Annotated in this window: 23 protein-coding genes and 1 pseudogene; 14 read left to right on the top strand and 10 right to left on the bottom strand. The window is 45.2% G+C overall.

The genetic code is table 11. The features are described 5' to 3' along the window. Both H580_RS26490 and H580_RS0122310 read right to left on the bottom strand, forming a co-directional pair. A pseudogene (locus H580_RS26490) lies at window positions 1-377 on the bottom strand (DUF6385 domain-containing protein); the annotation flags it as partial. A gap of 3 nt (window positions 378-380) precedes the next feature. Continuing rightward, a complete protein-coding gene (locus tag H580_RS0122310) occupies window positions 381-689 on the bottom strand; it encodes a DUF6385 domain-containing protein (protein WP_028596750.1) in 309 nt (102 codons plus the stop codon). Between the two features lie 810 nt (window positions 690-1,499). Here H580_RS0122310 and H580_RS0122305 point away from each other — a divergent pair. Next, window positions 1,500-1,829, top strand: a complete 330-nt coding sequence (locus H580_RS0122305; protein ID WP_028596749.1) for a DUF1904 family protein — start codon at window positions 1,500-1,502, stop codon at window positions 1,827-1,829. A 104-nt stretch (window positions 1,830-1,933) separates the two neighbouring features. Here the strand turns inward: H580_RS0122305 and H580_RS0122300 are convergent, their stop codons facing one another. Further along, window positions 1,934-2,692 carry a tryptophan-rich sensory protein gene (locus H580_RS0122300; RefSeq protein ID WP_028596748.1) on the bottom strand — a complete coding sequence of 253 codons (759 nt, stop codon included), beginning with the start codon at window positions 2,690-2,692 and terminating at the stop codon, window positions 1,934-1,936. Window positions 2,693-2,921: 229 nt separating this feature from the next. Here H580_RS0122300 and H580_RS0122295 point away from each other — a divergent pair, with 229 nt between their 5' ends. The 4 genes from H580_RS0122295 (at window position 2,922) to H580_RS0122280 (ending at window position 8,220) form a co-directional block, all read left to right on the top strand. Further along, entirely contained in the window at window positions 2,922-3,431 is a 510-nt protein-coding gene (locus tag H580_RS0122295; protein ID WP_051217658.1) for a DUF2062 domain-containing protein, read from the top strand. Between the two features lie 156 nt (window positions 3,432-3,587). Further along, window positions 3,588-4,979, top strand: a complete 1,392-nt coding sequence (locus H580_RS0122290) for a dicarboxylate/amino acid:cation symporter (protein WP_028596746.1) — start codon at window positions 3,588-3,590, stop codon at window positions 4,977-4,979. A 167-nt stretch (window positions 4,980-5,146) separates the two neighbouring features. Next, complete coding sequence (gene pepF / locus H580_RS0122285; RefSeq protein WP_028596745.1) at window positions 5,147-6,955, top strand: oligoendopeptidase F; 1,809 nt, start codon at window positions 5,147-5,149, stop codon at window positions 6,953-6,955. 413 nt (window positions 6,956-7,368) lie between these two features. Continuing rightward, the gene (locus tag H580_RS0122280; protein WP_028596744.1) at window positions 7,369-8,220 is read left to right on the top strand and encodes a M15 family metallopeptidase; all 852 of its coding nucleotides are present in this window, start codon (window positions 7,369-7,371) and stop codon (window positions 8,218-8,220) included. 417 nt (window positions 8,221-8,637) lie between these two features. Here the strand turns inward: H580_RS0122280 and H580_RS25210 are convergent, their stop codons facing one another. Together H580_RS25210 and H580_RS0122265 are read right to left on the bottom strand one after the other, a co-directional pair. After that, window positions 8,638-9,393 (bottom strand): GTP pyrophosphokinase, encoded by a 756-nt coding sequence (locus H580_RS25210; RefSeq protein ID WP_425414144.1) that lies wholly within the window; start codon window positions 9,391-9,393, stop codon window positions 8,638-8,640. Between the two features lie 118 nt (window positions 9,394-9,511). Then, on the bottom strand, window positions 9,512-11,776 hold the full coding sequence (locus H580_RS0122265; protein ID WP_028596743.1) for an ATP-dependent helicase: 2,265 nt from the start codon (window positions 11,774-11,776) through the stop codon (window positions 9,512-9,514). Window positions 11,777-11,972: 196 nt separating this feature from the next. Between H580_RS0122265 and H580_RS0122260 the strand changes: the two genes are divergently transcribed. From H580_RS0122260 to H580_RS0122250, 3 genes are all read left to right on the top strand, one after another. Beyond that, entirely contained in the window at window positions 11,973-12,812 is an 840-nt protein-coding gene (locus tag H580_RS0122260; RefSeq protein WP_157283067.1) for a zinc ribbon domain-containing protein, read from the top strand. Between the two features lie 229 nt (window positions 12,813-13,041). After that, the gene (locus tag H580_RS0122255) at window positions 13,042-13,836 is read left to right on the top strand and encodes a TrmB family transcriptional regulator (protein ID WP_028596741.1); all 795 of its coding nucleotides are present in this window, start codon (window positions 13,042-13,044) and stop codon (window positions 13,834-13,836) included. 139 nt (window positions 13,837-13,975) lie between these two features. Then, on the top strand, window positions 13,976-14,287 hold the full coding sequence (locus H580_RS0122250; RefSeq protein WP_051217657.1) for a hypothetical protein: 312 nt from the start codon (window positions 13,976-13,978) through the stop codon (window positions 14,285-14,287). Window positions 14,288-14,408: 121 nt separating this feature from the next. Here the strand turns inward: H580_RS0122250 and mscL are convergent, their stop codons facing one another. Beyond that, the gene (gene mscL / locus H580_RS0122245; RefSeq protein WP_028596739.1) at window positions 14,409-14,903 is read right to left on the bottom strand and encodes a large conductance mechanosensitive channel protein MscL; all 495 of its coding nucleotides are present in this window, start codon (window positions 14,901-14,903) and stop codon (window positions 14,409-14,411) included. A gap of 409 nt (window positions 14,904-15,312) precedes the next feature. Between mscL and H580_RS0122240 the strand changes: the two genes are divergently transcribed. Further along, on the top strand, window positions 15,313-16,089 hold the full coding sequence (locus H580_RS0122240; protein ID WP_028596738.1) for a sporulation protein: 777 nt from the start codon (window positions 15,313-15,315) through the stop codon (window positions 16,087-16,089). Between the two features lie 104 nt (window positions 16,090-16,193). Here the strand turns inward: H580_RS0122240 and H580_RS0122235 are convergent, their stop codons facing one another. The 4 genes from H580_RS0122235 to H580_RS0122220 form a co-directional block, all read right to left on the bottom strand. Then, complete coding sequence (locus H580_RS0122235) at window positions 16,194-16,475, bottom strand: hypothetical protein (RefSeq protein ID WP_028596737.1); 282 nt, start codon at window positions 16,473-16,475, stop codon at window positions 16,194-16,196. A 178-nt stretch (window positions 16,476-16,653) separates the two neighbouring features. After that, entirely contained in the window at window positions 16,654-17,262 is a 609-nt protein-coding gene (locus H580_RS0122230; protein ID WP_028596736.1) for a TVP38/TMEM64 family protein, read from the bottom strand. A gap of 61 nt (window positions 17,263-17,323) precedes the next feature. Then, window positions 17,324-18,502: an MFS transporter gene (locus tag H580_RS0122225; RefSeq protein WP_028596735.1), complete on the bottom strand. Its 1,179-nt coding sequence runs from the start codon at window positions 18,500-18,502 to the stop codon at window positions 17,324-17,326. 140 nt (window positions 18,503-18,642) lie between these two features. Next, the gene (locus H580_RS0122220) at window positions 18,643-19,599 is read right to left on the bottom strand and encodes a serine hydrolase domain-containing protein (RefSeq protein ID WP_051217656.1); all 957 of its coding nucleotides are present in this window, start codon (window positions 19,597-19,599) and stop codon (window positions 18,643-18,645) included. A gap of 426 nt (window positions 19,600-20,025) precedes the next feature. On the opposite strand from H580_RS0122220, the gene H580_RS0122210 reads away from it, so the two are divergent. The 5 genes from H580_RS0122210 (at window position 20,026) to H580_RS0122190 (ending at window position 24,937) form a co-directional block, all read left to right on the top strand. Beyond that, window positions 20,026-20,214 carry a hypothetical protein gene (locus H580_RS0122210; RefSeq protein WP_028596733.1) on the top strand — a complete coding sequence of 63 codons (189 nt, stop codon included), beginning with the start codon at window positions 20,026-20,028 and terminating at the stop codon, window positions 20,212-20,214. 735 nt (window positions 20,215-20,949) lie between these two features. Then, window positions 20,950-22,050, top strand: coding sequence for a cytochrome c oxidase subunit II (gene coxB, locus H580_RS0122205; protein ID WP_028596732.1), 1,101 nt, complete (start codon window positions 20,950-20,952; stop codon window positions 22,048-22,050). A gap of 92 nt (window positions 22,051-22,142) precedes the next feature. After that, window positions 22,143-23,993, top strand: a complete 1,851-nt coding sequence (gene ctaD, locus H580_RS0122200) for a cytochrome c oxidase subunit I (protein ID WP_051217667.1) — start codon at window positions 22,143-22,145, stop codon at window positions 23,991-23,993. Further along, entirely contained in the window at window positions 23,990-24,610 is a 621-nt protein-coding gene (locus H580_RS0122195) for a cytochrome (ubi)quinol oxidase subunit III (RefSeq protein ID WP_028596730.1), read from the top strand. The genes ctaD and H580_RS0122195 overlap by 4 nt, the downstream gene beginning before the upstream one ends. Window positions 24,611-24,613: 3 nt before the next feature. Continuing rightward, window positions 24,614-24,937: a cytochrome C oxidase subunit IV family protein gene (locus tag H580_RS0122190; RefSeq protein ID WP_028596729.1), complete on the top strand. Its 324-nt coding sequence runs from the start codon at window positions 24,614-24,616 to the stop codon at window positions 24,935-24,937. Window positions 24,938-25,020 lie beyond the last annotated feature (83 nt).

Genomic DNA, 25,020 nt, shown 5'->3' with positions numbered 1-25,020 from the left:
CCTCCGGTGATAGTAGCGCCAAGGACACTGGTGATGGTGCCGTTTAGGAGATTGCCGACCGCAGACAAGGTTCCACCCGTAATGGTAGCACCGAGAATACTGGTAATGGTCCCGATGTTGTCTACAGCAGCTAATGTACCGCCCGTAATCGTTGCTCCCAGGACACTTGTAATCGTTCCGATATTAGTAACGGAAGATAGTGTCCCTGCTGTAATGGTTGCCCCAAGGATGCTGCTGATCGTTCCATACATCGGAACACTAAGCAGATTTCCATTTGTATCCGTTCGGAGTGCGACATTATTGTCAGATGGGTCTTTACCGAATATTAACGTGGTTAAATTCGCAGGATCCGTCTGAAAAACATTATAGTTAGGCATTTGCTATTGCTCCTCCTCCTGACTTCCTAATGATTGAGCTTGATAATAGACATCAGCCGTGCCTGATTCGCCTTCTGCCGTTAATAGTTTTACCCGCATCCATCTCAAAAATCGGAGAGGTACTGCTACTTTCATCGTTTTAGGCTCAATGGTTAACGTCGAGTCTTTCGCATAATCTATCCCATTAGGACTTATTTCTAATTCAGCTATCAATGGGACTGAGCTGTGATTATGAATGGCATAAGAAATAACAGATGCTACTGACGTATCTTGCGCAGGCAGTACGGATTGTTGATGGATTGTTAATTGCATAAATTTCTCTTCTTGAAAAATAGTTTGAGTGCCGCATAGACAATCACAAGGGGGTTCAGGATCAGGCGGACAGGGTGGTTTAGGGGGAGGACAAGGATGAGGTTGATGACTTGGCCGACAGCTAAGGTCCACGCATAACTTCCATTTCATTTGGCGAGATGGTTTAGATGAACAAGAACGCCAATTGTGAGGTCGACGAACTCTTATAGGACTGATCGGATGACATAACTTAGTTTTGTTACGATGGCATTTTTGCACTCGCTGTTTTCGTTGTTTGGAGGGATTATTGGATCGGGATGAGTAGGTTCTCTTTTTCGTGCACCCTGCCTTTTTCTTGCGACGACGGATAGTATGCTGGGATTTGCTAGTTAGGGAAGAAGAAGGAGGTCTTCGTTTTCTCTTTTTTTCATGAGCTGATTTCGAAGAGCTGTTTCTTTTCACAGAATTCATTGAAGGGGATTGCTGACGTATATCTTGCTGTGCGCAATTATTGTGATTAAACACGGTGAATATATATCGTGAGGACGGGAAGTGTCCTTTCCAGAGAAAAGCTTCCATTCCACGTTCTCTTCTACGCTGAAGTCTAAATGTATTTGGCGACTTCAGGCGTGCAGAACTTAGACAGCGGGGTACGGAATGAGTTTCGGTAGGCCATCTATTTCGATTATAGGTATCCATCGTACATCCGCCTTCTTTCTCCATGAGAATTTGTATATGTATATTATTTATGCATGGCAGAAGGAGTTGATCACGGCGTGAGCCCCATGTATGATGCTAATTAGTGAATCATCTGTAGAGAGGAAGAAGAGAATGCCGCATTTAATTTTTCGAGGAGTAGCCGCAGAACAGTTGGCTCCGGTTAGTCAACAGCTAGCAGAGGAGCTGGCACAATTGTGTCAGTGTGGAACGGATAATTTTACGTTGGAATGTTTACAGACGACAGGAGTATGGGTGGGGAAAGTGGTTCCTCCCTATCCTTTCGTGGAAGTTAGTTGGTTTGAAAGAGGAACAGAAGTGAGGAATCGCTTTGCTGAGATCGTGACACGGCATGTGCTGGCAACAGGGATTGAAGAAGTAGAGGTTGCTTTCCGTACATTTGAGCCAAGCCATTACTATATTCAGGGTGTTCCTTGTAAATAGGAACTACATTTATTTGGAGTAATATAGAAGAGGGTGAGCTTGCATGATTCCATCATACAGGCCCACCCTTTTTCTTGATCTTAAGTTAAAAGAAGTAAATAAAGTTAATCTACACTCCGCTTCCTTGGTCGGAATGGCAAAGCGACAGCCAGCAATGCCAACAAAGTGGAGAATCCTAACGCCGAATAAAAAATGGCAGCACTATCTTTGTTGTTCCATGCAATCGCTACATAGGCCCACACAAATACGAGTACAAATGCCGCATCACGATTCGGACCACCGATCACCCATGCCAAGAAGGTGCCAATAGCCAACAGGGCAAGCGTCCAAGCTTGGTCACTCCATCCGAAATGATTCCATCCTATTGCATATAGCGCGACATCAATGTTAACGATAGTTGCCACGGTAATCCAGCCAAAATAAATACTGAAAGGCAATTGAACGAGCCATTTCTGTCCTGTAGTAGGGTAACGATGGTTACGAACGCTGCGATAAATAAATACTAAGCTGATAAATAAACCAAACATGGCAATAAGGGACAGCCACACTTGATCATAAAGATAATGCCATAATACAATCCAAGTTATATTAAACAGACAGCTCAGCACAAATAATGGCCCAATGGCACGCACCGTCGTTTCACTGCGAGGCAGCAACTGATAACATGCGAATCCGACTAACAGGGTGTAGATGAGGATCCAAATGGTAAACGCATACGTTGCAGGTGTGAGGAGCACGGGGTACATCGCTGATACATCACCTGTCGTAACGCCGTTGAAAGGGATGATGTTGGCAAGCCCATTTATCGCAATGACGGCAATTATCGCCACGAGATTAAGCCATTTCCATGAGGATGTGTGCATAGAGAACCCTCCTTATCGTTCTATTCTATTGTTCATTAACAGTATTTATGTTGATTGAACCACTCTTTCCCCCATCAACATACGGTACCTAGTTAAGAAATATGACACTTATACATGGTCAATTTCATTTATCTTACCTTATAGTAAGGTATGTAATTTCAAGAGAGATCGTGTGTTATTATACTTTTGGTTCTTTAGAAGTGATTCATACAACCTGGAGAGGACGGAAATGATGATCGTATTAAAATGGCTAAGAATTATGAGATATCACAGCATCCGTATGCTGCGTTCTAGACAGGGTGCTTCTAAAATATCGCGAGGTATCGTATTTGGTTTCCTTCCATGCTGGTACCCAACATTCGGCATCGGGCCAGTCTTATCCATTGGGCTAACGAAATGGGTCGGTGGAAGTATAGCAGGCTCCATATTCGCTGCTGCGATAGGAACGGTTGTATGGCCTGCATTATTTTATATGAACGTCCTTACAGGTGATTGGTTAATGAAGCTGGCCTATTTCTTGCATATTTATTCGGGTGATATTGCTGTAGGTGGCGGAGGTTGGCTGGAAGTATGGCTGCGCACAGGATTGAACTTCACTTTAGGTGCAATAATAAATAGCGTCCTATTCACATTGTTAGGTTATTGGATCTGGACATTAATTATCCAGCGGTTTCGCCCGCAGCTGCTGCAAATGGTTCGTTCTCGTCGACGTGTGCAGCAAGTGCAGACAGAATCATAGCTGGCTTATTGGAGACGGTCTACTTCTTGTACAGGCTGTCTTTTTTGTTGCGAAAATAGGGTGTAAATAAAAAAAGTTTGACGAAAAGCATCGTTGTTTTTATAATACCTATTAAACAGGTAGGAATTATTAGATAATTGAAGGGGAGACTTATAGATGAAAGACCAATCATGGTTAACGGTACAGAACTGGTCCGTATATGGAAGTTGGGCAGCAGCCCTATTACTAGTCGTCGTACTGTGGTGGCTGGCGAAAAAGAAAGTGGGCTTCGGTACACGCGTCATGTTGGCGCTAGTGTTCGGTTTCATTGTCGGAGCAGTGTTTGGTAAGGATGCAGCGGACGTAGGTATCATTGGTTCCATTTATGTAAGCCTCATTAAAATGGTCGTTATACCGCTCGTATTTTCCACTATTATTACAAGTTTAACTTCGGTCAAAGAAGTAGGCGTATTGAAGAAACTTGGTGTGAAGACGATCAGTATTTTCTTGATAACGACTGCGATAGCAGCAATTATTGGATTGGGAACAGCGCTTGTTATTGATCCTGGTGCTGGTATCGCTAACCAACCAGAAGCGGCGCAAGGGTTTGAAGCACGAGAAATTCCTACTTTCAAGGAAGTATTGTTGAGCTTAGTGCCTTCTAATCCGATTAACGAGATGGCGGAAGGTAAAGTGGTTCCGGTTATTATATTTGCAGTCTTTATTGCAGTAGCAATTATTTGGGAAGGTTCTCGTCATCCTGAGCGAGTGGAGCCTGTTCGTAAAGTATTTGAGTCCTTGTCTCATATTATGTTCCGTGTTACAAAGTTTGTTATTCGCCTAACTCCGTACGGGGTGCTCGGCCTAGTAACATCAATGGCGGCAAGGTACGGTCTCGATACACTAGAGCAGCTTGCATGGTTCGTAGCAGCCGTGTTTATTGCCTGCATGATTCATATGGTCGTAACGTACGGCTTGTTAGTAACATTTGTGGCTCGCGTTAATCCGATTCGCTTCTTCAAGAAGGCATATCCAACGATTGCAGTCGCGTTTACGACACGCAGCAGCTATGCGACATTGCCTGTTAACTTGGAAGTGATTACGAAGCGAATTAAGGTGTCTGAGCGTGTTGCGAGCTTTGTTGCTCCACTTGGAGCTACGATCAACATGAATGGTTGCGGCGGTATTTATCCAGCGATCGTTGCGGTGTTCGTCGCGAAAGTGTTCGGTATTGAATTGGGCATTACCGATTACGTGCTTATCGTTGCAGTAGCTACGATTGCTTCCATCGGAGTTGCAGGTGTGCCTGGTCCGGCTTCGATCTCGACTACCGTAGTACTTGTGCAAGCAGGCTTGCCAATCGAAGGCTTCGCACTTGTGCTTGCGGTAGATGCTATCGTGGATATGGCGCGTACAGCAGTTAATGCAACAGGTACGACGGTTGCAGCTTTGCTAGTCGGCAACAGCGAAGGTGAGTTCGATCGTGAGGCGTTCAATAAAGACGAAGATGACGATATTTCATTTGGTAAAGAAGTAGAAGGCGGTAAGCCAGCTATTTCTGCAACTTAATCTGCTAGCTGATAGAAAGGAGTCTTGCCGTAACAGGCAAGGCTCTTTTTTCATTAACCGGTTATTGTCTGCACTTGCTTTACTATTTTAACTATGTTCAATAATATGATATCGTGAACATATGGAATATTGTGCTAACATTCCAATTTGGGGGGAGATTTACATCTATGGAGAAGCGATTGTCACGGAATGAAGTACCTGTTGAAGCAACGTGGAGATTGGAAGATTTATTTGAGACTCAGGATGCTTGGGAAGCGGCTTTGAGCAAAATTCAAGCAGATGTCCCAAATGTCACGAAGTATCGTGGTAAGCTGCACGAAGGCGCTCGTATGCTACTCGGTGTGCTGATCGCTCAGGAAGAGCTGCTTGTACGCGTATACCAAGCACATGCTTACGCCCATTTGCATTTATCTGTTGATAGCACGAATCCAAATTATCAGACAGATGCGGCGAGAATGGGGGATATCGGAGCATCGATTATGACAGCGATGACTTTTATTCGCTCCGAGATTTTATCATTGCCTGATGGAACGATAGAAGCGTATTTGGAAGAAGAGCCTGAATTGGCTCCGTTCCGTAAGACGTTGTTGGACCTGCTCGCGAAGAAGCCGCATCAGCTGTCACCTGAGACAGAATCGGCGCTTGCTTCTTTGAGTGAGGTTCTTGAATCGCCGTTTCGCATCTATAAGCGCGGTAAGTTGTCAGATATGTCATTTGACTCGGTAGAAGATGCGGGAGGCAGTACCCGTCCTGTTTCTTTTGCTCTATATGAAAATAAATACGAAATGTCATCGGACACGACGCTGCGCCGTAATGCATACGCATCTTTCTCCAGTACGCTGCGCGAATATCAAAATACATTTGCTGAGACGTATGCCACGCAAGTGAAGAAGCAGGTTATTATGTCTCGTCTGCGTGGCTATGAATCTGTCACCCATATGATGCTGGAGCCGCAGGATGTATCGCTTGAGATGTACCATAACATCTTAGATATTATTCAAGCGGAGTTGGCGCCTCATATGCGCTGTTATGCAAAACTCAAGCAGCGTGAGCTAGGATTGGAACAGATGCGCTTCTGTGACCTGAAAGCACCGTTGGATGCAGACTTTAGTCCATCGATAACATTTGATGAGGCTGGCAAGCTGGTTCAAGATGCGTTGCAAGTGCTTGGTACGGAATACAGCGACATTATGGGTGAAGCGTTTACGGAACGTTGGATTGATTATGCAGACAATGTGGGCAAATCAACGGGAGCGTTCTGCTCGTCCATTTATGGTGCGCATTCCTATGTATTAGTTTCGTGGGCAGACAATATGCGTGGTGCCTTCACACTTGCGCACGAAGTAGGCCATGCAGGCCACTTCATGTTGGCAGGACGTTATCAACGCTTTGTAAACACGCGTCCATCCCTGTACTTTATCGAGGCTCCTTCCACAATGAACGAATTGCTGCTGGCTGAACATATTGTGAAGCAGTCCGATGACAAGCGGATGAAGCGTTGGGTTATCGCCCAACTGCTAAATACGTACTATCATAACTTTGTCACACATTTATTGGAAGGTGAGCTTCAACGTCGCGTCTACGACTTAGCGATGCAGGATGTACCGATGAATGCGAAGAAGTTGAATGACTTGAAAGGTGAAGTGTTGTCCCAATTCTGGGGTGATGCTGTTGAACTGGATGAGGATGCGAAAATGACTTGGATGCGTCAACCGCATTATTATATGTCTTTATATCCATACACCTATGCGGCCGGATTGACGGCATCTACAGCTGCAGCCCAGCTCATTAAGGAGCAAGGTCAACCTGCTGTAGATCGCTGGTTGGAAGCACTCAAAGCAGGCGGAACGTTGTCGCCATTAGAGTTAATGAAACTAGCGGGAGTCGATATGTCAGGACCTGAACCGATTCGAAGTGCTGTCGCTTATGTAGGCAGCTTGGTTGATCAGCTTGAGCAATTGTTTGAAGCGGAATAATAATTATAATTGCTAAGTCCAATTTATTTCATAGCAGCATGTCAGTGTGTGGAGGGCAGTTTCGTTAATTATGACGAGGCTGTCCTTTCTTATTAGGGATCGATTGGGGAACTTCGATGATACGATACTACTTCTCAATCAGACTTTATGGGAGGTGAACTCTTTCTTTCTATTCGTTATAATAGAGTTCTACATTTTGTTTTTAATAGTTTTGATATCATTCGTTTCAGTAAGGGTAATAAGGTAGATGGTGTATGTTGCCGACCAAAACAATCTTTAATATTCAGCTCTTTTGACGAGGTTCGTTAGTAAGAGCATGTTTGTTATGGGAATAAGCATGATTCTGTCTAACTGACATGATGATAGAGTTACTGCATGTATGGTTGAAAATGATAGGAAAGGTTTGATAAAAGATGAAACAGCGTCGATGGGCAATCTTATGCCTTGTAAGTGCACTTAGTGGGGCGATGCTGCTGAGCGGATGTTCCTCTGAGAAGCCACAGGCTAAGCCTGAGGGGGCTCAAGGCGGGGTGCAGACAGGACAACTAGACCCTGCTCTTGCAGGAGACGGAGGCAGCGACAGTGCCGGATCTAATGAAGGGGCGGCAAGCAACGAGACGGGAGATGCGATACAAGCGATTCAGCAGTCTCACGCGTTAAGCACTACCGCTAAGGAGCAAGATGGTAAAACAGTCGTGACGAATGAAAACTCGATCTATGTAGTTGTGAATAAGGAGCGATTCCTTCCTGATGGATATATTCCACCAGACTTAGTGGAGCCTCAAGTGAAGTTCTCTTTCGATGGACCACATGAGAAGCGTCAGCTGCGCCAAGAAGCGGCGACAGCGTTGGAGCATTTGTTCCAGCAAGCAGAGTCGGAGGGGATCGAGCTGAATGCCGTATCCGGCTACCGCTCTTACAAGCGTCAAACTTCGGTATACAATAACCATGTAAATACGAAGGGTGAAGAATATGCCAATCGTGTCAGTGCCAAGCCGGGGACAAGTGAGCATCAGACAGGTTTAACGATGGACGTATCCAGCCCAAGTGCAAATAATGAGTTAGAACAATCTTTCGGTGACACGACAGAAGGTCAATGGTTGGCGGAACATGCCCACGAATTTGGTTTCATTATCCGATATACGAAGGATGGGGAAGCAATTACAGGTTATATGTACGAACCATGGCATATCCGCTATGTTGGGAAAGAGGCAGCACAAGCCATTTTTGAACAAAGAACAACGTTGGAGCAGTTTCTACAATAGTTAGCATACCGCATTTATTGAGATAATATTGATGATTAGATAATCAGTAAGTAGCAAAAAGAGGTCATCCATGAGCCGTGTTAGGACGAGCTGTGGGTGGCCTTTTTATGGTTAGGTTAAAAATGGTAGAAATGCTGCGTGTTGAGTATGTTGTAAAAATGAAAAGGCGATACCCCGGTCAGGGTATCGCCTTGCACGAGCCTGTCGCATATCTCGAATAAGATACGATGAGAGGCTCTGCCCTTGTTTTGAAGAAGTTGGCTTGTTCAGCATGTGCAACAAGGGCATGTAGGTGGTCGCCAGACGATCCATTTCGGCAGTGTCGTAAAGACTTCGTCCAGCACAGTACTACTATGTGTTGATAACGTGTTTGTTATTCATCACATCATTGAAAGCCGAATCCTTCATTGATTGTAATTATGATTTCGGATCAGACTCGGCTGTCTGTTTGAGCATCTGTTCCAAATTGCCGAGTGTGAGCTTGCTGCTGTACGTTTGCTGCAAAGACATGTTCGCCATTCCTTGCGCCCAATCCTCGTCGTTATAGGAGAGGATTTCTTTGCGTAGATCAAGCATTTTGCGATCCAGTTCATCAACAGCACGAGCTGCTTCTGCAAGTTCATCCACAACATGCGGCGGAACATGCTTATTGAACTTATAGTAAATAATGTGCTCCATGCTTGCCCAGAAATCCATGGCAAGCGTACGGAGTTGAATTTCTACATACACCCAACGGACATCGTCAAACAGCACCAACGGTACTTGAACGATAACATGTACACTTTGATAGCCGTTTGCCTTAGGCTTCTCGATGTAATCTTTAATTTCAACTACACGGATGTCATCACGGACTTTGAGATGATCGAGAATGAAGTAAATATCCTTCACAAAAGCACATACGATGCGCATGCCAGCGACGTCATAAATGTTGTTCACAATCGTATCCAATGTAGGAGGGAAACCTTTACGCTGTATTTTATTGAAAATACTGTTTGGTTCCTTCAGTCGTGTCTTAATATGCTCAATTGGGCTGTAGCCGTTTCGTATTTTCCACTCTGCTTGAATGACCTTTATTTTTGTCTCCAGCTCTTCCAATGCCAGTTGATAAAGAGTGGGGAGCTGGTTCACTTGTTCGTATTGTTTTAACATTACATCAGATTCGGACATATCCATTGCTCCTTTACTTGCAATCGTCGTTGTTCGCGCGTATTTATTACCCGCCTGACTGCGTCCTAAGCTCTATCATACTGGAAAAGAGGGCAAAATTTCAAAGCAGCATGTCAGCTGTCTGCTACTTCGTTAATTGAGGATTGGACCATGCCTCCGTAATGAAGCGGCTAACATCAGCCTGCTTGCCGTGAATCTGTGCAGGGGAGCTTATATACAATTGTTCCTTAGCACGGCTAACCGCGACGTACATCAAACGGCGTTCCTCTTCAACAAGCGCCATATTGACCTCCTCGCGGTCTTTAGATTTGGAGCGATACGCGGCTTCCCGCTCAGCAGGCGGGTTTTGGCGCAGTGCTGTTCGATGCGGAAGTACACCCTCTGAAGCCCCGATAACAAAGACGCAGGGGAACTCTAACCCTTTAGCCCTGTGAATCGTCATTAAAGTTACTGCATCGGGTTCGGTCTCTTGTTGATCTGCTTGCATAGTCTGGCGAGATTGAGCTTGGCGAGAGCGTGATTGCTCCTCTTTGTTTGTTGATGCCGCTGCGTACTTCGCTGCCAAATCATCAATATGCTTAAGAAACTGCTCGATGGTGGCAAAGCGCTGTGCCGATGTTTCCAACTCCTCAAGCATATCGACGGTTCCTTCTTGATAAGCAGTAGCTCGCTCTCCAGCCATCGCGGTTAGCCACTTATCATAGAATTCGCGTCTTATATCACGCACCGCATGATTGGGCTTCATTTGCGCTACCTTTTTCAAATAACGGATTCGGGGCTTGATCGCCTCCTGCTGAAAAGGTGCTAATCCCGGACAGGTTGCTAAATGAACAAGTGGATATTTTTTAGCAGCTGTCTTCTCGGCTTGTCTGATGTAGGTCATACCAGCTTCCTTCGGTACATATAAGGCTGCTACAGCGCTCGCCAATGCGTCTGGATCACGTGGATGAAGGGCTAAGCGCATATGATCAATCAGCGTCTTTACGGACAAATGCTCATAGAAGAGCGGTTCTGCACCGAATTGACGGAATGGAACATTTTGAATCGTCATATATTCAACGATTGCTCGACTCGCATGAGCACTTCGATACAGGATTGCGATATCGCTAAGCTTATATTGTCCGCTAGCCGTTAACTTGCGAATGCGTGCAATCGCTGTTTCTGCTTCTTCATCTGTCGTAGTTGGGCGATTATACTGCGGTTTCGCCTCTTGTGCAGGGATGGAGGCTTCTGTACTTTTTTTAGCAGCGCGCATCGTTTTCACCAGACGCTCTTTATTGCACCGAATAATCGCATTTCCAAGTCCTACAATCGGCGAAGTAGAGCGGAAGTTGTAATCGAGCGTAATTTGCGTAACATCTGGATATTGACGATGAAACTGAGTAATATGTTCATGATTTGCACCATTAAACGTATAGATGGTCTGATCATCGTCACCGAATACGGCCAGATTGCTGCTTCCGTTTGCAATATGGCGAAGCAATCTTAACTGCATAGGCGTTGTATCTTGAAATTCATCCGCCATCACATAGCGGAATCGTCTTCTTAGCTTATCGGTTAGCTCAGCATCGGATTCCAACAATTTCACAATATCGACGATCAAATCGTCAAAGTCTTTGACGTCTCGTGCTTGCTTCTGCTCCTCGTATCGGATCATCGCACGCTGCAAGTTCCGTTCGCCCTCATCAGCAGGGCGCCAATCGGAAGGGGATTCACCACGTGACTTCAGCGCAGATAAAGCGGCTAGCACCGTCTCTGCCTCGACAGCATCGCGAAGACCGATTTCTCGCAGTACACGGCTCATCCAGCCGTGGCGTGCGCGCTCTTCTGTCAGCAGCGTAAATGGCGGTGCATATGCCTTCAGCAGCGTCAAAGCGAAGGAGTGAAACGTACGCGCCTGTACACGCTTTGCTATAGCAGGCGTAAGCCCAGGCAGCCGAGCTAATCTTGAACGCATCTCAGCTGCTGCTTTATTCGTGAACGTGACAAGCCATAGTGCTTCAGGTGGCACTTCATGGACGGCAATCATATAGGCGGCTCTGGCTGTCAGCACAGACGTCTTGCCTGATCCAGCCCCTGCTAGGCATAGCAGAGGGCCGTGCTGATGGCGTACAGCCGCACATTGAGCTTCATGCAAATCTAAGCCGCGTTCACGAAGAGCAGCGAAGAACCAGCTGTCTGGTAAAGGGTCGCTGGTACTAACTTGTGGCTTGAGACCCTTTTCGACAGGTGTAGAGTGTGGTACGTTGGTAGCAGTGCGCTCGTCATTCATGTAAAATGTGGGTTGCGCGGATTCAGCCGTTGGGCATGTGGCTTGAGCGGATATTCCATAAGGATGCGACTGCCAGCGAATGTTCGCAGCCGCAGGCTTCGTTAGTTGTGTTGGCATTGGGTGCTCCTTTCTCGGTCCGGTATCCGTTCATGAGTTGCTGTGCCCATCTATTATAACGGTCAAGGTCAACATTGCCGAATACATGTATTGCCAAGCGCATACGTTGTCCATAGAGCTGCCAGGTTTTTGTCCTGTGAACTCCGCGTTTCGTGTCCGCATGGAGCGTGTATAGGTTAATAAGGGTGATTATTTTATGTGGAAGAAGAGAGGGGAAGCCGGGATGAACCGTTTTCTGCAAAAAGTGAAAGAAGGCGCATCCAAAGCTTCTGAGAAAGCTCAGAATGTATTGGAATTGAATCGAGTCCAGTCTCAAATTGATGTGCTTCGTAAAGAGTGGGAACATAATACGTATGAAATAGGCCGTTTGGCTTTTGAAGCTTATAAGAATCAAGATTATGCTTCATTGGGCGTCGAAATGGATGAATTGGCCCAAGCAAATGTGATATTGGAAGAAGAGATGGAGAGGCTTGAATGGAAACGTTGTGCGCTCCGCAACGAAAAGCGCTGTTCATGTGGTGAAATTGCACCATGGTCCTCTAAATATTGTGCATCATGTGGAGATAGGCTGCCAGATCCTCCTGTTCGTGAAGTAGAGAGTGAGCTTGGTGATTCCAGCGAGATGCAGCCATATAAGTTAGAGGATGAGGCTAATCCAAAGGTTGAAGATAAGGAAAAAACGTATATTACTCTTCATCAAACGCCAACTTCAACAACATTGAATCATACAGATGAGCTTGATGAGCGTAGTGGCCATGATGAGCAACTATCGAGATATGCTGCATCAACCAAAGAAAGTTCAGCTCCTATTCATCCCTATAGTCCGTACGACCAGTATGGTCAAGAGGATGAGGACGATGCTGATAGGATGGAAATCAAAAAGCCTGCTCCACAGGTAAATATTCGCGGAAGTGAGCGTTACATTCGCCAGCAGCCTGTAGAGCACGATGCTAGTAGCCGAACTTGTTCAAAATGTGCAGCGGCAGCTCCTCCAGAAGCAAAATGGTGTGAACGTTGTGGAGCTCCATTTATTTAAAGAAGCTACGTAAATTATAAATCAGCCGAGTTCTGGTTCCATAATTTGTATCTAACTATGACCCGTATTGGTCGTGGTATAATATGTTAAGACAGCATCTGATAGGGTTGATACGATTATAATAATTACGTCGAACAGCCGGGAAGCTTCTATAGCTTACTCCGGCTGTTTTGGCGTTTACGAAAACGTTTGAAGAACACCAGCAGCATGGGCTGAAGGGGGAAACGAGATGGACAGCTTGATTCAGCAGCTGCGTGACGTCGGATTTACAGAGTTGGAATCCAAATTGTTAATTTTGCTCTCTGAACAAGGATCAATGACAGGCTATGAAGCAGCGAAAAAATTGGGAATATCGCGTTCTAATGTATATGCTGCTTTGCAGCGGCTTGTGGATCAGAGCTTCGTGCTGCATGCAGTAGGGGAACCGTCGCACTATGCTGCGATCGAGCCAGCACAGCTTACGAAGACGATTGCGGAGAGAATGCAAGCTTCGCTGCGTTTTGTGGAGGAGCATATGCCTGCACCTAAGCAGGAGCTATCATTTTTCTATAGCATAGAAGGTGATAAAGTGGTCGCAGAGAAAATTGGACAAGTCATCGCCGCAGCTGAAACGGAAATCATTGTGGAAATGACTTCACGAGACGGAATGCTGGTGCAGCATGCGCTGCAGCAGGCGGAGAATCGTGGTGTGAAAGTACTGTGGTCGATTAGCTCCAATGAGGAGCAGTTGCCTGCCTCTGGCTTCCTTGCTTCTCGTGAAGGGCAAGTAGACATGCATCTTGCAGGCAGACGCTTTACGATGATTATTGATCGTAAAATCGCCTGTATTGGAATGAGAAGTGCGGCTGAGGAGGCGAAGCTGTTATATACGGAACATCCGGTTATGACGGAGTATGTACTTAGCCGATTCATTCAGGATATCATTTTGTTTGAATTGGAACAGCAGCTCACTGAGGAGCAGCGTCAGCAATTTGGCCCATACTTTTCACACTTATGGGAACCCTATTTGAACAAGGAAATGTAGTGTGAAATGGCAAATAAAATACCTAAATAATGTTATCGTTCACTATTATGTCATCATTTACATGTAACGATGAATTGCGTTGATTCGTAAACAAGTAGTAAGAAAGAATGGCTGGATGACAGTTGAGGGAGGAAGTACGATGGTGGAAGTTATAGTTCACTTTGATGTTCTGGAGCGGGATGGCGATATTTCTCATTTGCGAGGGTTGATTATGGCAGAGTCTGGTGAGAAGCCAACCATCTCTCAAGTAGAAAATATGCTGCGTTCGATGGGCTATCAGGTGACGGCGGAAGATAATGAGCACTATGTGTATGTTCCTGTTGATGCTGGAACAGAAGTGAAGAAGATTGAAGTGCGTAAAATGGACAATGGGGAAGAAGAATTCTCGATTGACCCGCATATGAAAATGATTGTGCAAAATCTAATGAGCAAGCCGCATCGTCCGATGTAGGTTCGAGCTTGTTCTGTAAAAAAAGGGCTGTCTCCGCAATGTTATGTACTCAGTTCAATCTGGTCATAGCACAGGAGGCAGCCCCTTTTATGTTATTTTATATCGTTAATGAGTTATAAACTTAAGCTTGCGCGTTCGCTTCTACCAATTGAGATGTACAGCTTGGGCAGCGTGTCGCTTTAACAGGAATATCTGTTACACAGTATGGACAGGATTTCGTAGTTGGATCTGCCGCCACTTCTTCTTTGCGGTGCAGCATGTTGATGACTTTTACAAGTCCAAATACTGCAAATGCAACAAGTAGGAAATCAATTACGACGTTAATAAATTGTCCGTACGCAATTACGGCCACACCAGCAGACTTTGCTTGTGCAAGCGACGTAATGGCAGAGCCATCTGGCATCGTCACGCTTGGATCTAAGTTAATGAACAAGTCAGCAAAGTTAACTCCACCAAGCAATTTACCGATTGGCGGCATAATAAGATCGTTAACGACCGATGTTACAATTTTACCAAACGCAGCACCGATAATAACACCGACAGCTAGATCGACGACATTACCGCGCATTGCGAACGTTTTGAATTCTTTTGCAAAAGATTTAAGAGAACCCATCATTTCAACCCCTATAGTATTTTAATATTTATATTGAAATAACCTGTACCGGTTATCGATAATCGCAAACGAACATATTTCCTTACCCCGTACCTGTAGAAGCTAAACAAGGTAGTTGACTATTGTTTATCAACAGCATACCCAACACTTACTTTCTTCATAAATGAAGTCTTTTTAGGGGAGCAGCAAAAGTGTCGCTTTGTCACTTTATCACTATATTCATGGTTGTTCAAGGCTTGGATATAATCGGAAATTTGTTGGTAACTAGAGAGGGAAATATCTTTTGAAACAACTGGAAGTGATAGTCCGTATATAGTAGTATTGGTTTGCATGGATTACAAACAAGGTAAGGCTCAATGCATTTAATCTGGCGCCATTTCAAGTTTATTATAATAATCGGAGGATGGTAATCATGTCATTGTTTAACCGTATTTTAGCTAGTGTAGGTATCGGTTCTGCAAAGGTTGACACGCTGTTAGAACGCAATCGCTATGCGCCGGGTGAGCAAGTGTCTGGAGTCGTCAAAATACAAGGCGGTCAAGTTCAACAGCAAGTAGACGCCATTCATCTTAAGCTTATGACTCAATATACGAAAGAATCGAATGATTCGAAACATCAGGTCAACTATGAGCTGGTACGCTTCCAAGTAAGCAGTGCTTTCACATTGCAGCCGAATGAGCTGCGCGAGTTGCCATTTACAATTGTGCTGCCTCCGCATACCCCGCTTACGATTGGTCGTGCTCCCGTATGGTTGAAGACAGAATTGGATATTGCTAACGCGGTTGATCCATCTGATAACGACTTGATCGAGATCGCGCCTAAGGTGGAGCAGAGCATCGTAATTGATGCGTTGAACCGTCTTGGCTTCCGATTGCGCAAAGCAGAGTGTGAGTATGCACCACGCCTTGGTGGGGCTGTTCCTTTCGTGCAAGAGTTCGAATTTGTTCCGACAACGTACTTTAGAGGCGACCTTGACGAGTTGGAAGTTATTTTCTATCCGAAAGAGCAGGAGATGGAAATCCTCGTACAAATTGATCGACGTGCTAAAGGGCTCGGCGGCTGGCTTGCAGAAGCGATGGATATGGATGAGACATTCGTACGCTTTAGCTTGCCAAATGATGAATGGAAGCGTCTTGGTCCTGATGGTGCTTCAAACCACTTGTCCAATATGATTCGTCGCTATATTTAATATAGCCATATAGTTGTGGGAATAGAAAGAACCTTCGGCCTGTCGCTTTTACAGCGATTGGTTGAAGGTTCTTTTTTTGTTTCATATAAGCTGAACGGTACTAGCTATTTGTCGCCGCGATCAATATGCTTGCGTGGATGGACTTGCTTCGGCGGTGGAATGTCTTTGTCCGCTTCTGGAACTAAGCGCTCATCCGTCAAACCTTGATGATGATTATCATACGAAAATTCCTTGAGTTCCCACTCGGTAGCACCTAGCTGCGGATCGGTAGGGAAGTGTTGTCCCCGGTGAAGAGTCTCCGCACGCCCCCATTCGTTCGTGTAAATACCGTCTACCTCCACACGATCGCGGGACATCGGGTGCATCTCATGTTGTTCTTTGCTCATGGACACGTTGCTCCTTTCAGCCATCCGCTCTACAGCTTGACTTCTCATACATTTGCAATGGAGAACACTGTATCGCTAAGCATAACGTGCCCTTTACGGTGAGGACTTATTCTTTAAGAGCGATGTGTCTCTTAGATGCGTTCTTATTCTCATCAACGCTCATTTATGTGACTAATCATTATTTGTGCTGATAACGTCCTTCAAGCTTTTTACCGCCGTACCACAACAGCCAAAGGGCAGCCGCAACAAGGAGTAAGCGCCAAGGCTGCTCTACGAATCCTTTCCAATCATGGCCAAGGAATGCCATCAAGAAGATCATGACGGACTTTCCAGCCATTACGGCAATCATAAAGGTGCGGAACGGGAGCGTACTAATACCGGCTGCGACATTTATGAGTACAGAAGGAGTGAACGGGAAACATAACAATAAGAAAATAGGCGTAAATCCTTTCGATTCAATCCAATTGAAAAACTTTTGTGTGCCTGGCATTCTTTTCTGAATGTACATACTAAAGCGTCCACCGAACAAGCGAGCCAGCCAAAAGACAGCGAATGAGCCGAGGCATACCCCGATCCATGAGTATAAAAATCCAAACCACAACCCGTAGGATGCAGCGTTGGCGACTACGAATACAAATAGAGGCAGCGCCGGAACGAACGATTCCCCAAATGGAAGTAAAATGCCAGGTAGAGGGCCAAGTGCAGAATATTTTTGCAGCCACATCTCTACTTGCGCGATATCTATATCTTTTGCGTAAGCAATAAAATCTTGAAACCAATCCCACATAATAGTTCGTACACCTCTCCCATTCCATTACATGATCACATTGTATTTTTGTATATGTTTCTTATCTCTCTGCAAACCATCTCGAAGGGAATAACCAATACACGATAGCGATAATGCTGAATAGCCCTGCGCTGAACCAAATAACAGCAGAGACGGAGAATGCCTCGGCAATTAATCCGCCAACGACGGGGCCAATCAGGACGCCGATATTCTCAACTGTCGATAGCAGGCTCCAGCCGAGTCCTTTTTGTGCTGGAGGTACGTACAAGGCTAGCAAGGCATTCCATGCTGGCAGTACAGCCGCATAGGAAATACCGAGAATAACAGCTAGTGCATAAGCCATAATGACACCTGGCTTCATCGATAGCGAAGCCAGCGTAAGTCCGAAGATAGCGAAGCCAACGATAAGGAAAGGCTTGCGGCCTACGCGATCAGACCATTTGCCCATTGGTACGAGACCGATTACGGTACACCCTCCACCAATTAGTAAGAGCAGTGAATATTGTCCACTGGATAAGGACAGGAATTGCTCTGCGAACTTCGGCAATATTGGAACGAGCATGCTTGCGCCTAACGTTTGCAAAATCATGCCTGGCAATAAAGGTTTCATTGCTGATAGGCGCTCACGCAGCACGGCAAACTGTTCTTTAAAAGGAACAGGAGTAGCTGATTCACCATTATTTCTTCCTCTTGGTAAGAAAAAGCTGAGTGCAAGCGCGATGAAAGTTAGTCCTAATAACATTGCGTACGCAAGGTGTGGTGTATAGTCGAGAACGACATTTAATACGACTGGACCAGCACCCATACCAACGAGCCAGATCGTATATAGGAATCCCATTTGAGCTGCACGCTGCTCGGTATTTACTTTTGTAAGACAGACGAGCCATACAGGGGACATGCCTACACCATATATGGCGGAGGCTAGTATGAATATCCAAGGATTACTGCCCCAGTGGAACAAGCCGATACCACCTAAGGAAATCAGAAGCCCACATATAACGATTAACTTGGATGAAAAACGATCCAATAAATAACCGATAAATATTTTAAGTACTGTATCTGTTAAATAATGCGCCGTAATTGCAGTACCTATAATACCTAGTGTAATACCAAGCTCTTTCTCCCCGAATATCGGGATAAAGCTGAGCACTGTTGCACCTCGTACAAATTCCACAAGGAGTAAAATGACGGCTAACAGTGCGATGTCAGATGATAGTCCTAGCTTTCGGATTGATTTCAAACGAGACGCTCCCTTTTCACATGTTGTAAGATGCTTAAATTTGCTATGTAATCTGGATTGGCAACCTTAAATTGTAACCTTTCCATTATAGCGTGTACCAATCTCGTTTTCCAATGACTGGGGAACGGGACGATTGGCAGTTACGGTTGAACAGCTGGAAGCAAGTATTGCTCCAGCCATTGTGCAGGATGGCGCCAACGCTTCACTCTAGAATCGGCAGCCCATACAGCTGTGATACGTAGTTTAGGGATAACAAATATGAGCTGACCGCCATATCCCATTGCACAAGCAGCATCGATGCCATTCAATTGATGGCACCACCACTGATATCCGTATGCACCATATCCGGAAGCGCCTTCGCTGTGCGCAGTTATCGTTTCACGAACCCAAGAAGCGGGTATTAATGATGTTACGACGTTATTTGTGGTCACGCATCCTTCATTTAGCAGGAGCTGTCCGATCGACAGCATATCCCGTCCTGTTAAGGATAATCCGATATGGCCAGCTGCATCGCCGTCAGGCGAACGTTCCCATTTATAGTTGGATATGCCGAGCGGACCAAATAAATATTGTGCCGCAAACTGATCGGCAGACATTCCAGTTTGCAGCGTTAACAGCACGGATAGAAGGTGTGAGTCAATGCTGCGGTATTGAAAGCGACCGTACATATTCGATTGAATCGGAAGCCTCGTCGCAAAGCGTCTCCAGCTTGGACTACTATGGAAGCGGTGGACCCAGCGCTCGCTCATCCGGCTGTTCGTTTCCCATTGCAGCCCTGTAGTCATCGTGAGCAAATGATACAAAGTTAGGCGCTGCCACAGTGTGTTAGAGCGCGTAGGTGCCGGCATAAAGGTCTCTAGTAAAGGAGCGATTGGATCGTGTGTACCAATCATTTTCCCTTGCTTCTGTGCGATGCCAATAAGCAGGCTCATTATTGATTTCGTAGCAGAGCGCAGATCGTGAAGCGAATGTTCATCCGTATCGTGGTAATAGCTCTCATGAACGAGCTTGCCGTCACGTGCTAGAAGAAAGCAGCGCAATTTTGGCCACTGTTCGGGGAGCTGCGCTAGAGCGGTTTGGAATAAATCATCGTCCATTCTTGCCTCTGTAGGACAAATGAACCTTGTCCAGTTTGAATTTTTTGCCGTAATATGGGGAGTGAAAGACATGAAGCAAATCCTCTCTATAAATGAAATGTTGTTAAAGTTGGCTGTTCCATTATTTGTTTTGGAACAAGCATGTTTATTTGCAACATATGACCATGATTTAACGTTGTTCATATCATAACCATTATAGCTTGCAACGATTTTGGAATTATGGGAATAGGAGAGCGATAACTCTAAATATGATCCAATATAATTGTCCCTTATGCACGAAAGTGCAAGTTATGAGTGGGTGATTTTGCACTTCGTGTGAATATGTTATAATAGGGACTATTAGGTTGTAAATTCCAGCGTTATAAGCGAAGTCCGTTACTTCTCCGTCGGGGAGATTGATCTACAACGCTTTAGGAGGGAATTTTCATGGCAGCAAAAGGTCACAACGAAGTGAGAGAAAGCTTGTTGGAGATGACACGAATTTTTCGTCCCAAGAATCCACGGAAGTTCGTGAAGGAATATATCCGGAAGTATCGGATAACGGGAGGCTATGAAGACGAACTAACCCAGCTTGTAGAAAATGAATTAGGTAAGATGGACACAAGCGCATCCTAAAGTGTGTAGATGGAATGTGATTTTTATTATGGCAAGTGAACTAGGAATAGGTTAGTCGTATCAGGCGTATCCAGTGGATACGTCTTTTTTTGCATTTTATAGAAAGGGTGGGCCAGCGACATTTACCAAAAAAATGATCGTTTTATGAAAAGGTAGTGAAGTGAGTATGTTTCGCCATCCATAAAGTGAATAATCGATGAACAGCTTCAAATATACTAGTAGGAGAACGATTAATAAGAGACGATAGTGGCACAAAAAGCGAACGGGGAATCATCAGATAACTCGCTGACAAATTTCGTTGAAGTCATTCGACGTGAAATGAGATCTTTCGTCATGAATAATAATAGATATTTTTATAATTTGTAAACGCTTGCAAAGTCTTTTGCTGTGCGGTATTATCCGATATTTGAACACTTTGTGAACTAGCAGGTAATCGTTGACAAATAAAAATATGGAAATTATATTTAGGTGAGTGATTGCATTTATTGACAGGGTTGTGACATCCGCGCTGAATTTGATCGTGTCTTCCCGCTAGCTCGGAACGGCTAAGAGTGAGTAGAAGTACGGTCGGATAGTTACGTGAATCAGCCAGTAGCTTCATCGTTTGTTGCATCTATTGCAAGTCTATTTCTATTTAATGTAATAGCACATGTATGGAGTAATGGAGGATAAGCTTATGCAGAGCAACAATACCCTAATCAGCATCAACGAAAAAGGACAAAGTGGGGTTGATGAATGATGAAACGGTGGCAGTTTAGTAAGCGTCTTCTTCCGCTGTTAGCCGGACTCGTCTTGCTTTTAAGCGCTTGTGGTCGTGAGGATTTATCGACACTCAACCCGCAAGGTTCAATTGCACAGTCGCAGTTCGACTTGATGAAGCTGTCGATTGGTATTATGACAGGCGTAGTGGTGATCGTATTCGGACTTTCCGTCTATGTTCTCGTGCGCTATCGTCGGAAGCCAGGCGATAAGTCGATTCCGAAGCAGGTAGAAGGCAGTCACAAGTTGGAGATCATTTGGACGGTTATTCCGATTATCCTTTTGGTTATCCTGGCTGTTCCAACATTGAAATATGTATTTGCCTTCGCCGAGGATTATAGCAAAGACGAGAATGCAGTTAAAGTCAAGGTAACAGCATATCAGTACTGGTGGGAATTCGAATATCCCGAGTACAAGATTAGAACCGCACAAGATTTAGTTATTCCCTATGGTAAGAAAATTGCAGTAGAACTCAGCACGAAAGACGTGCTCCACTCCTTCTGGATCCCTTCCCTTGCTGGTAAGATGGACACCAACCGCATAGACAGCTTAGATAAAGGCAACAAGAACAAGATGCACTTTGATGCACCAGAAGAAAATGTTTACCGTGGTAAGTGCGCCGAGCTTTGTGGACCTTCCCATGCGTATATGGATTTCAAAGTTAAATCAGTCAGCCAAGAGACATTTGATGCTTGGGTGAAAGAGATGCAGGCTCCAGCTAAGCCATTTACAGGTGATGCAGCGGTAGCGGAAGTATTTAAGCAAAGCTGCTTGTCTTGCCATGCTGTAGAGAATGAGCCTAAGACAGCGCCGAACTTGAAAGGGATAGGAAGCAGGGAAGCGGTAGCCGGTATATTACTTAACCGTGAGAAAGCTTCGGAATCTCTTGATCAAGCGAAGATCGAAGATCATTTGCGTAAATGGATTAAAGAAACGGACGATGTGAAACCGGGCAATAAGATGGGTGTCATTAAATTGACTGATCCAGAGCTCGATCAAATCGTAGACTATTTGGCTAATTACAAGCTGGATTCACTTGAAAAGATCAACAATGGTATTCCTAACGTCGAAGAATAAGCACAGGTAAGAAACAGAAATAAGCATCTTCTAGGGGAGGGGTTACGGCCTTGGCTCATACAGCACATACAGTCAAGCGGTACACCGGTATTATGGACTGGCTTACGACGGTCGACCATAAGAAGATCGGAATTTTGTACCTCCTTGCCGGCGGTTTGTTCTTCGGCATTGGTGGTATTGAAGCGATCTTGATCCGAATTCAGTTAATTAAGCCGCTTAATGATTTAGTGAGTGAACAAGCATTTAATGAATTGATTACGATGCACGGCACGACAATGATATTCCTTGGTGTCATGCCGATTATATTCGCCTTAATGAATGCGATCGTTCCGTTGCAGATCGGTGCGCGAGATGTAGCGTTCCCGTTCTTGAATTCCCTTGGTTTCTGGACGTTCTTGTTCGGCGGACTTTTGCTCAACTTGAGCTGGATCGTAGGCGATGTTCCAGATGCAGGATGGACATCATATGTTCCGTTAGCCAGTAACGAATATAGTCCGCATCACGGGGTCGATTTTTATACAATTGGTCTTCAAATATCCGGTCTAGGTACGCTCTTAGGCGGTATTAACTTCTTGGTTACCATTATTAACATGCGTGCACCAGGAATGACGTACATGCGGATGCCGATGTTCACATGGGCCTCCTTCATTACTTCTGCACTTATTTTGTTCGCATTCCCTGCTATTACAGTAGGACTTATTTTGCTTATGTTCGATCGTTTATTCAGCGGAAACTTCTTTAACGTTGCCTTGGGCGGTAACCCTGTATTATGGCAGCATATTTTCTGGATATTCGGACATCCTGAAGTTTACATTTTGATCTTACCGGCATTTGGTATCATTTCTGATGTTCTCAGCACATTTGCTCGTAAGCGTCTGTTCGGATATAGTTCGATGGTGTTCGCAACGATTCTTATCGGTTTTCTAGGTTTCATGGTGTGGGCGCACCACATGTTCACAGTAGGTCTAGGTCCCGTGGCGAATGCGTTGTTCTCTATCGCAACGATGCTAATTGCCGTACCGACAGGTATTAAGATCTTTAACTGGATCTTTACGCTGTGGGGCGGTTCCATTAAGTTCACAGCAGCGAACTTGTATGCAATTGGTTTCATTCCAACGTTCGTTATGGGTGGGGTTACGGGTGTTATGTTGGCGTCAGCGCCAGCTAACTTCCAGTTCCACGATACGTATTTCGTTGTTGCTCACTTCCACTACGTAATCGTAGGTGGTTTGGTGCTGGGCCTATTCTCTGGATTGCATTTCTGGTGGCCGAAAATGTTCGGTCGCACCTTGTATGAAGGGCTTGGTAAAGCAACGTTCTGGATGTTCTTTATCGGCTTCCAACTAACGTTCTTTGTACAGCATTTCCTAGGTCTAATCGGAATGCCGCGTCGTGTTGCAACGTATCTGCCGAACCAAGGCTTTGACACGATGAACATGATTAGTACAGTTGGTGCGATTATGATGGGGATCGGAACGCTTATGTTCTTGTGGAACATCTTTATTACGTCCCGTCAGCCGAAAAATGCTTCAAATGATCCGTGGGAAGACGGTCGTACATTGGAGTGGACGATTCCTTCGCCTCCTCCAGAATACAACTTCAAGCAAACTCCGCTTGTACGCGGCTATGATGCTTGGTGGAAAGAGAAGATGGACGGTAACAAGGAGATGACTCCTGCTGAGCCGCTCGCTTCGATCCATATGCCTTCTCCGACGATTCTCCCGTTCTTTATGTCCGTTGGCTTATTCATTGCAGGCTTCGGATTTATGTACGGAAGAGATTTGTTTGAAAATGCAATACTAGGATTCTTATTCAATAACTATATTGTCTCGATTATCGGATTGGGCATCACGTTTGGTTGTATGTTCCTTCGTTCCGTCTATGATGATCCTGGCTATCATATTGAAGTAGAAGAGCTTGAAGACAAGGGGGGAAGAGCATGAGTGCACACGGTCATCACGTAGAAGGCGAATGGCCTCATCAACCGGAAAATGCGACCTTGGAAGGCCGCAACAAAGTACTCGGCTTCTGGCTCTTCCTTGGCGGAGAGGCAGTGTTGTTCGGTACATTATTCGCAACATTCCTGGCTCTTCGTGATCAAGTCGGTGACGGGCCAACTGCTGCCGAACTGTTCAAGCTCCCGATCGTTGGAGCAGCAACGCTTATCCTACTTGTCAGTTCACTTACTAGTGTGTTCGCTGTTCAGGCGCTGCACCAGAATAAAGTAAAGGATCTGATTAAGTGGCTTATCGTAACCGTTCTATTGGGCTTCTCTTTCCTAGGGCTGGAGATTTACGAGTTCGTTGAGTATATCCACCATGGTCACAACTTTACGACGAGTGCGTTTAGTACCGCATTCTATACGTTAGTTGGTTTCCACGGTGCTCACGTTGCATTCGGTGTTCTTTGGATCACATTGTTGATTATTCAAGTGAAGAAGAAAGGCCTGAATCTCGTAACAGCACCGAAGGTGTATGTGTCTGCAATCTACTGGCACTTCATCGACGTTGTGTGGGTATTCATCTTCACAGTTGTTTACCTAATGGGAAGGGTGGTGTAGACGATGGCGTCACAACAACAATCGTCTTCTAGCCATTCAAATCGTCGTCATAAGCACGAAGGGCGACAAAAGCACGTTGTTGCGTTTATTTTCTCCATCGTACTTTCACTGATTGCGTTTGCTGCCGTTGCTTCTGTAGCTGAAGTGAATGCAACCTTTATCATCATTATTTTGCTTGTTATGGCAGTGCTTCAAGTTATCATCCAGATGGCTTATTGGATGCATATGAAAGACAAAGGTCATTTACTGCCTGTCGTGTTTATGCTTGGCGGCGCCTTTGTCGCACTGACCTGTATCGTCATGGCTCTATATTGGGTATGGTGGTAGACGATTTCAAGTTTAACGTTGAATGAGTGCTGAGCGCGTGTAGAGTATAATCAGAGCTTATTCAGGAACGATAGCATAATAGA

This window comes from Paenibacillus assamensis DSM 18201 (assembly GCF_000422445.1).
In the GTDB taxonomy this organism is placed as follows: domain Bacteria; phylum Bacillota; class Bacilli; order Paenibacillales; family Paenibacillaceae; genus Paenibacillus_B; species Paenibacillus_B assamensis.
Note: the sequence above shows the minus strand (reverse complement) of the source record. Positions and strands in the feature narration are given on the sequence as shown.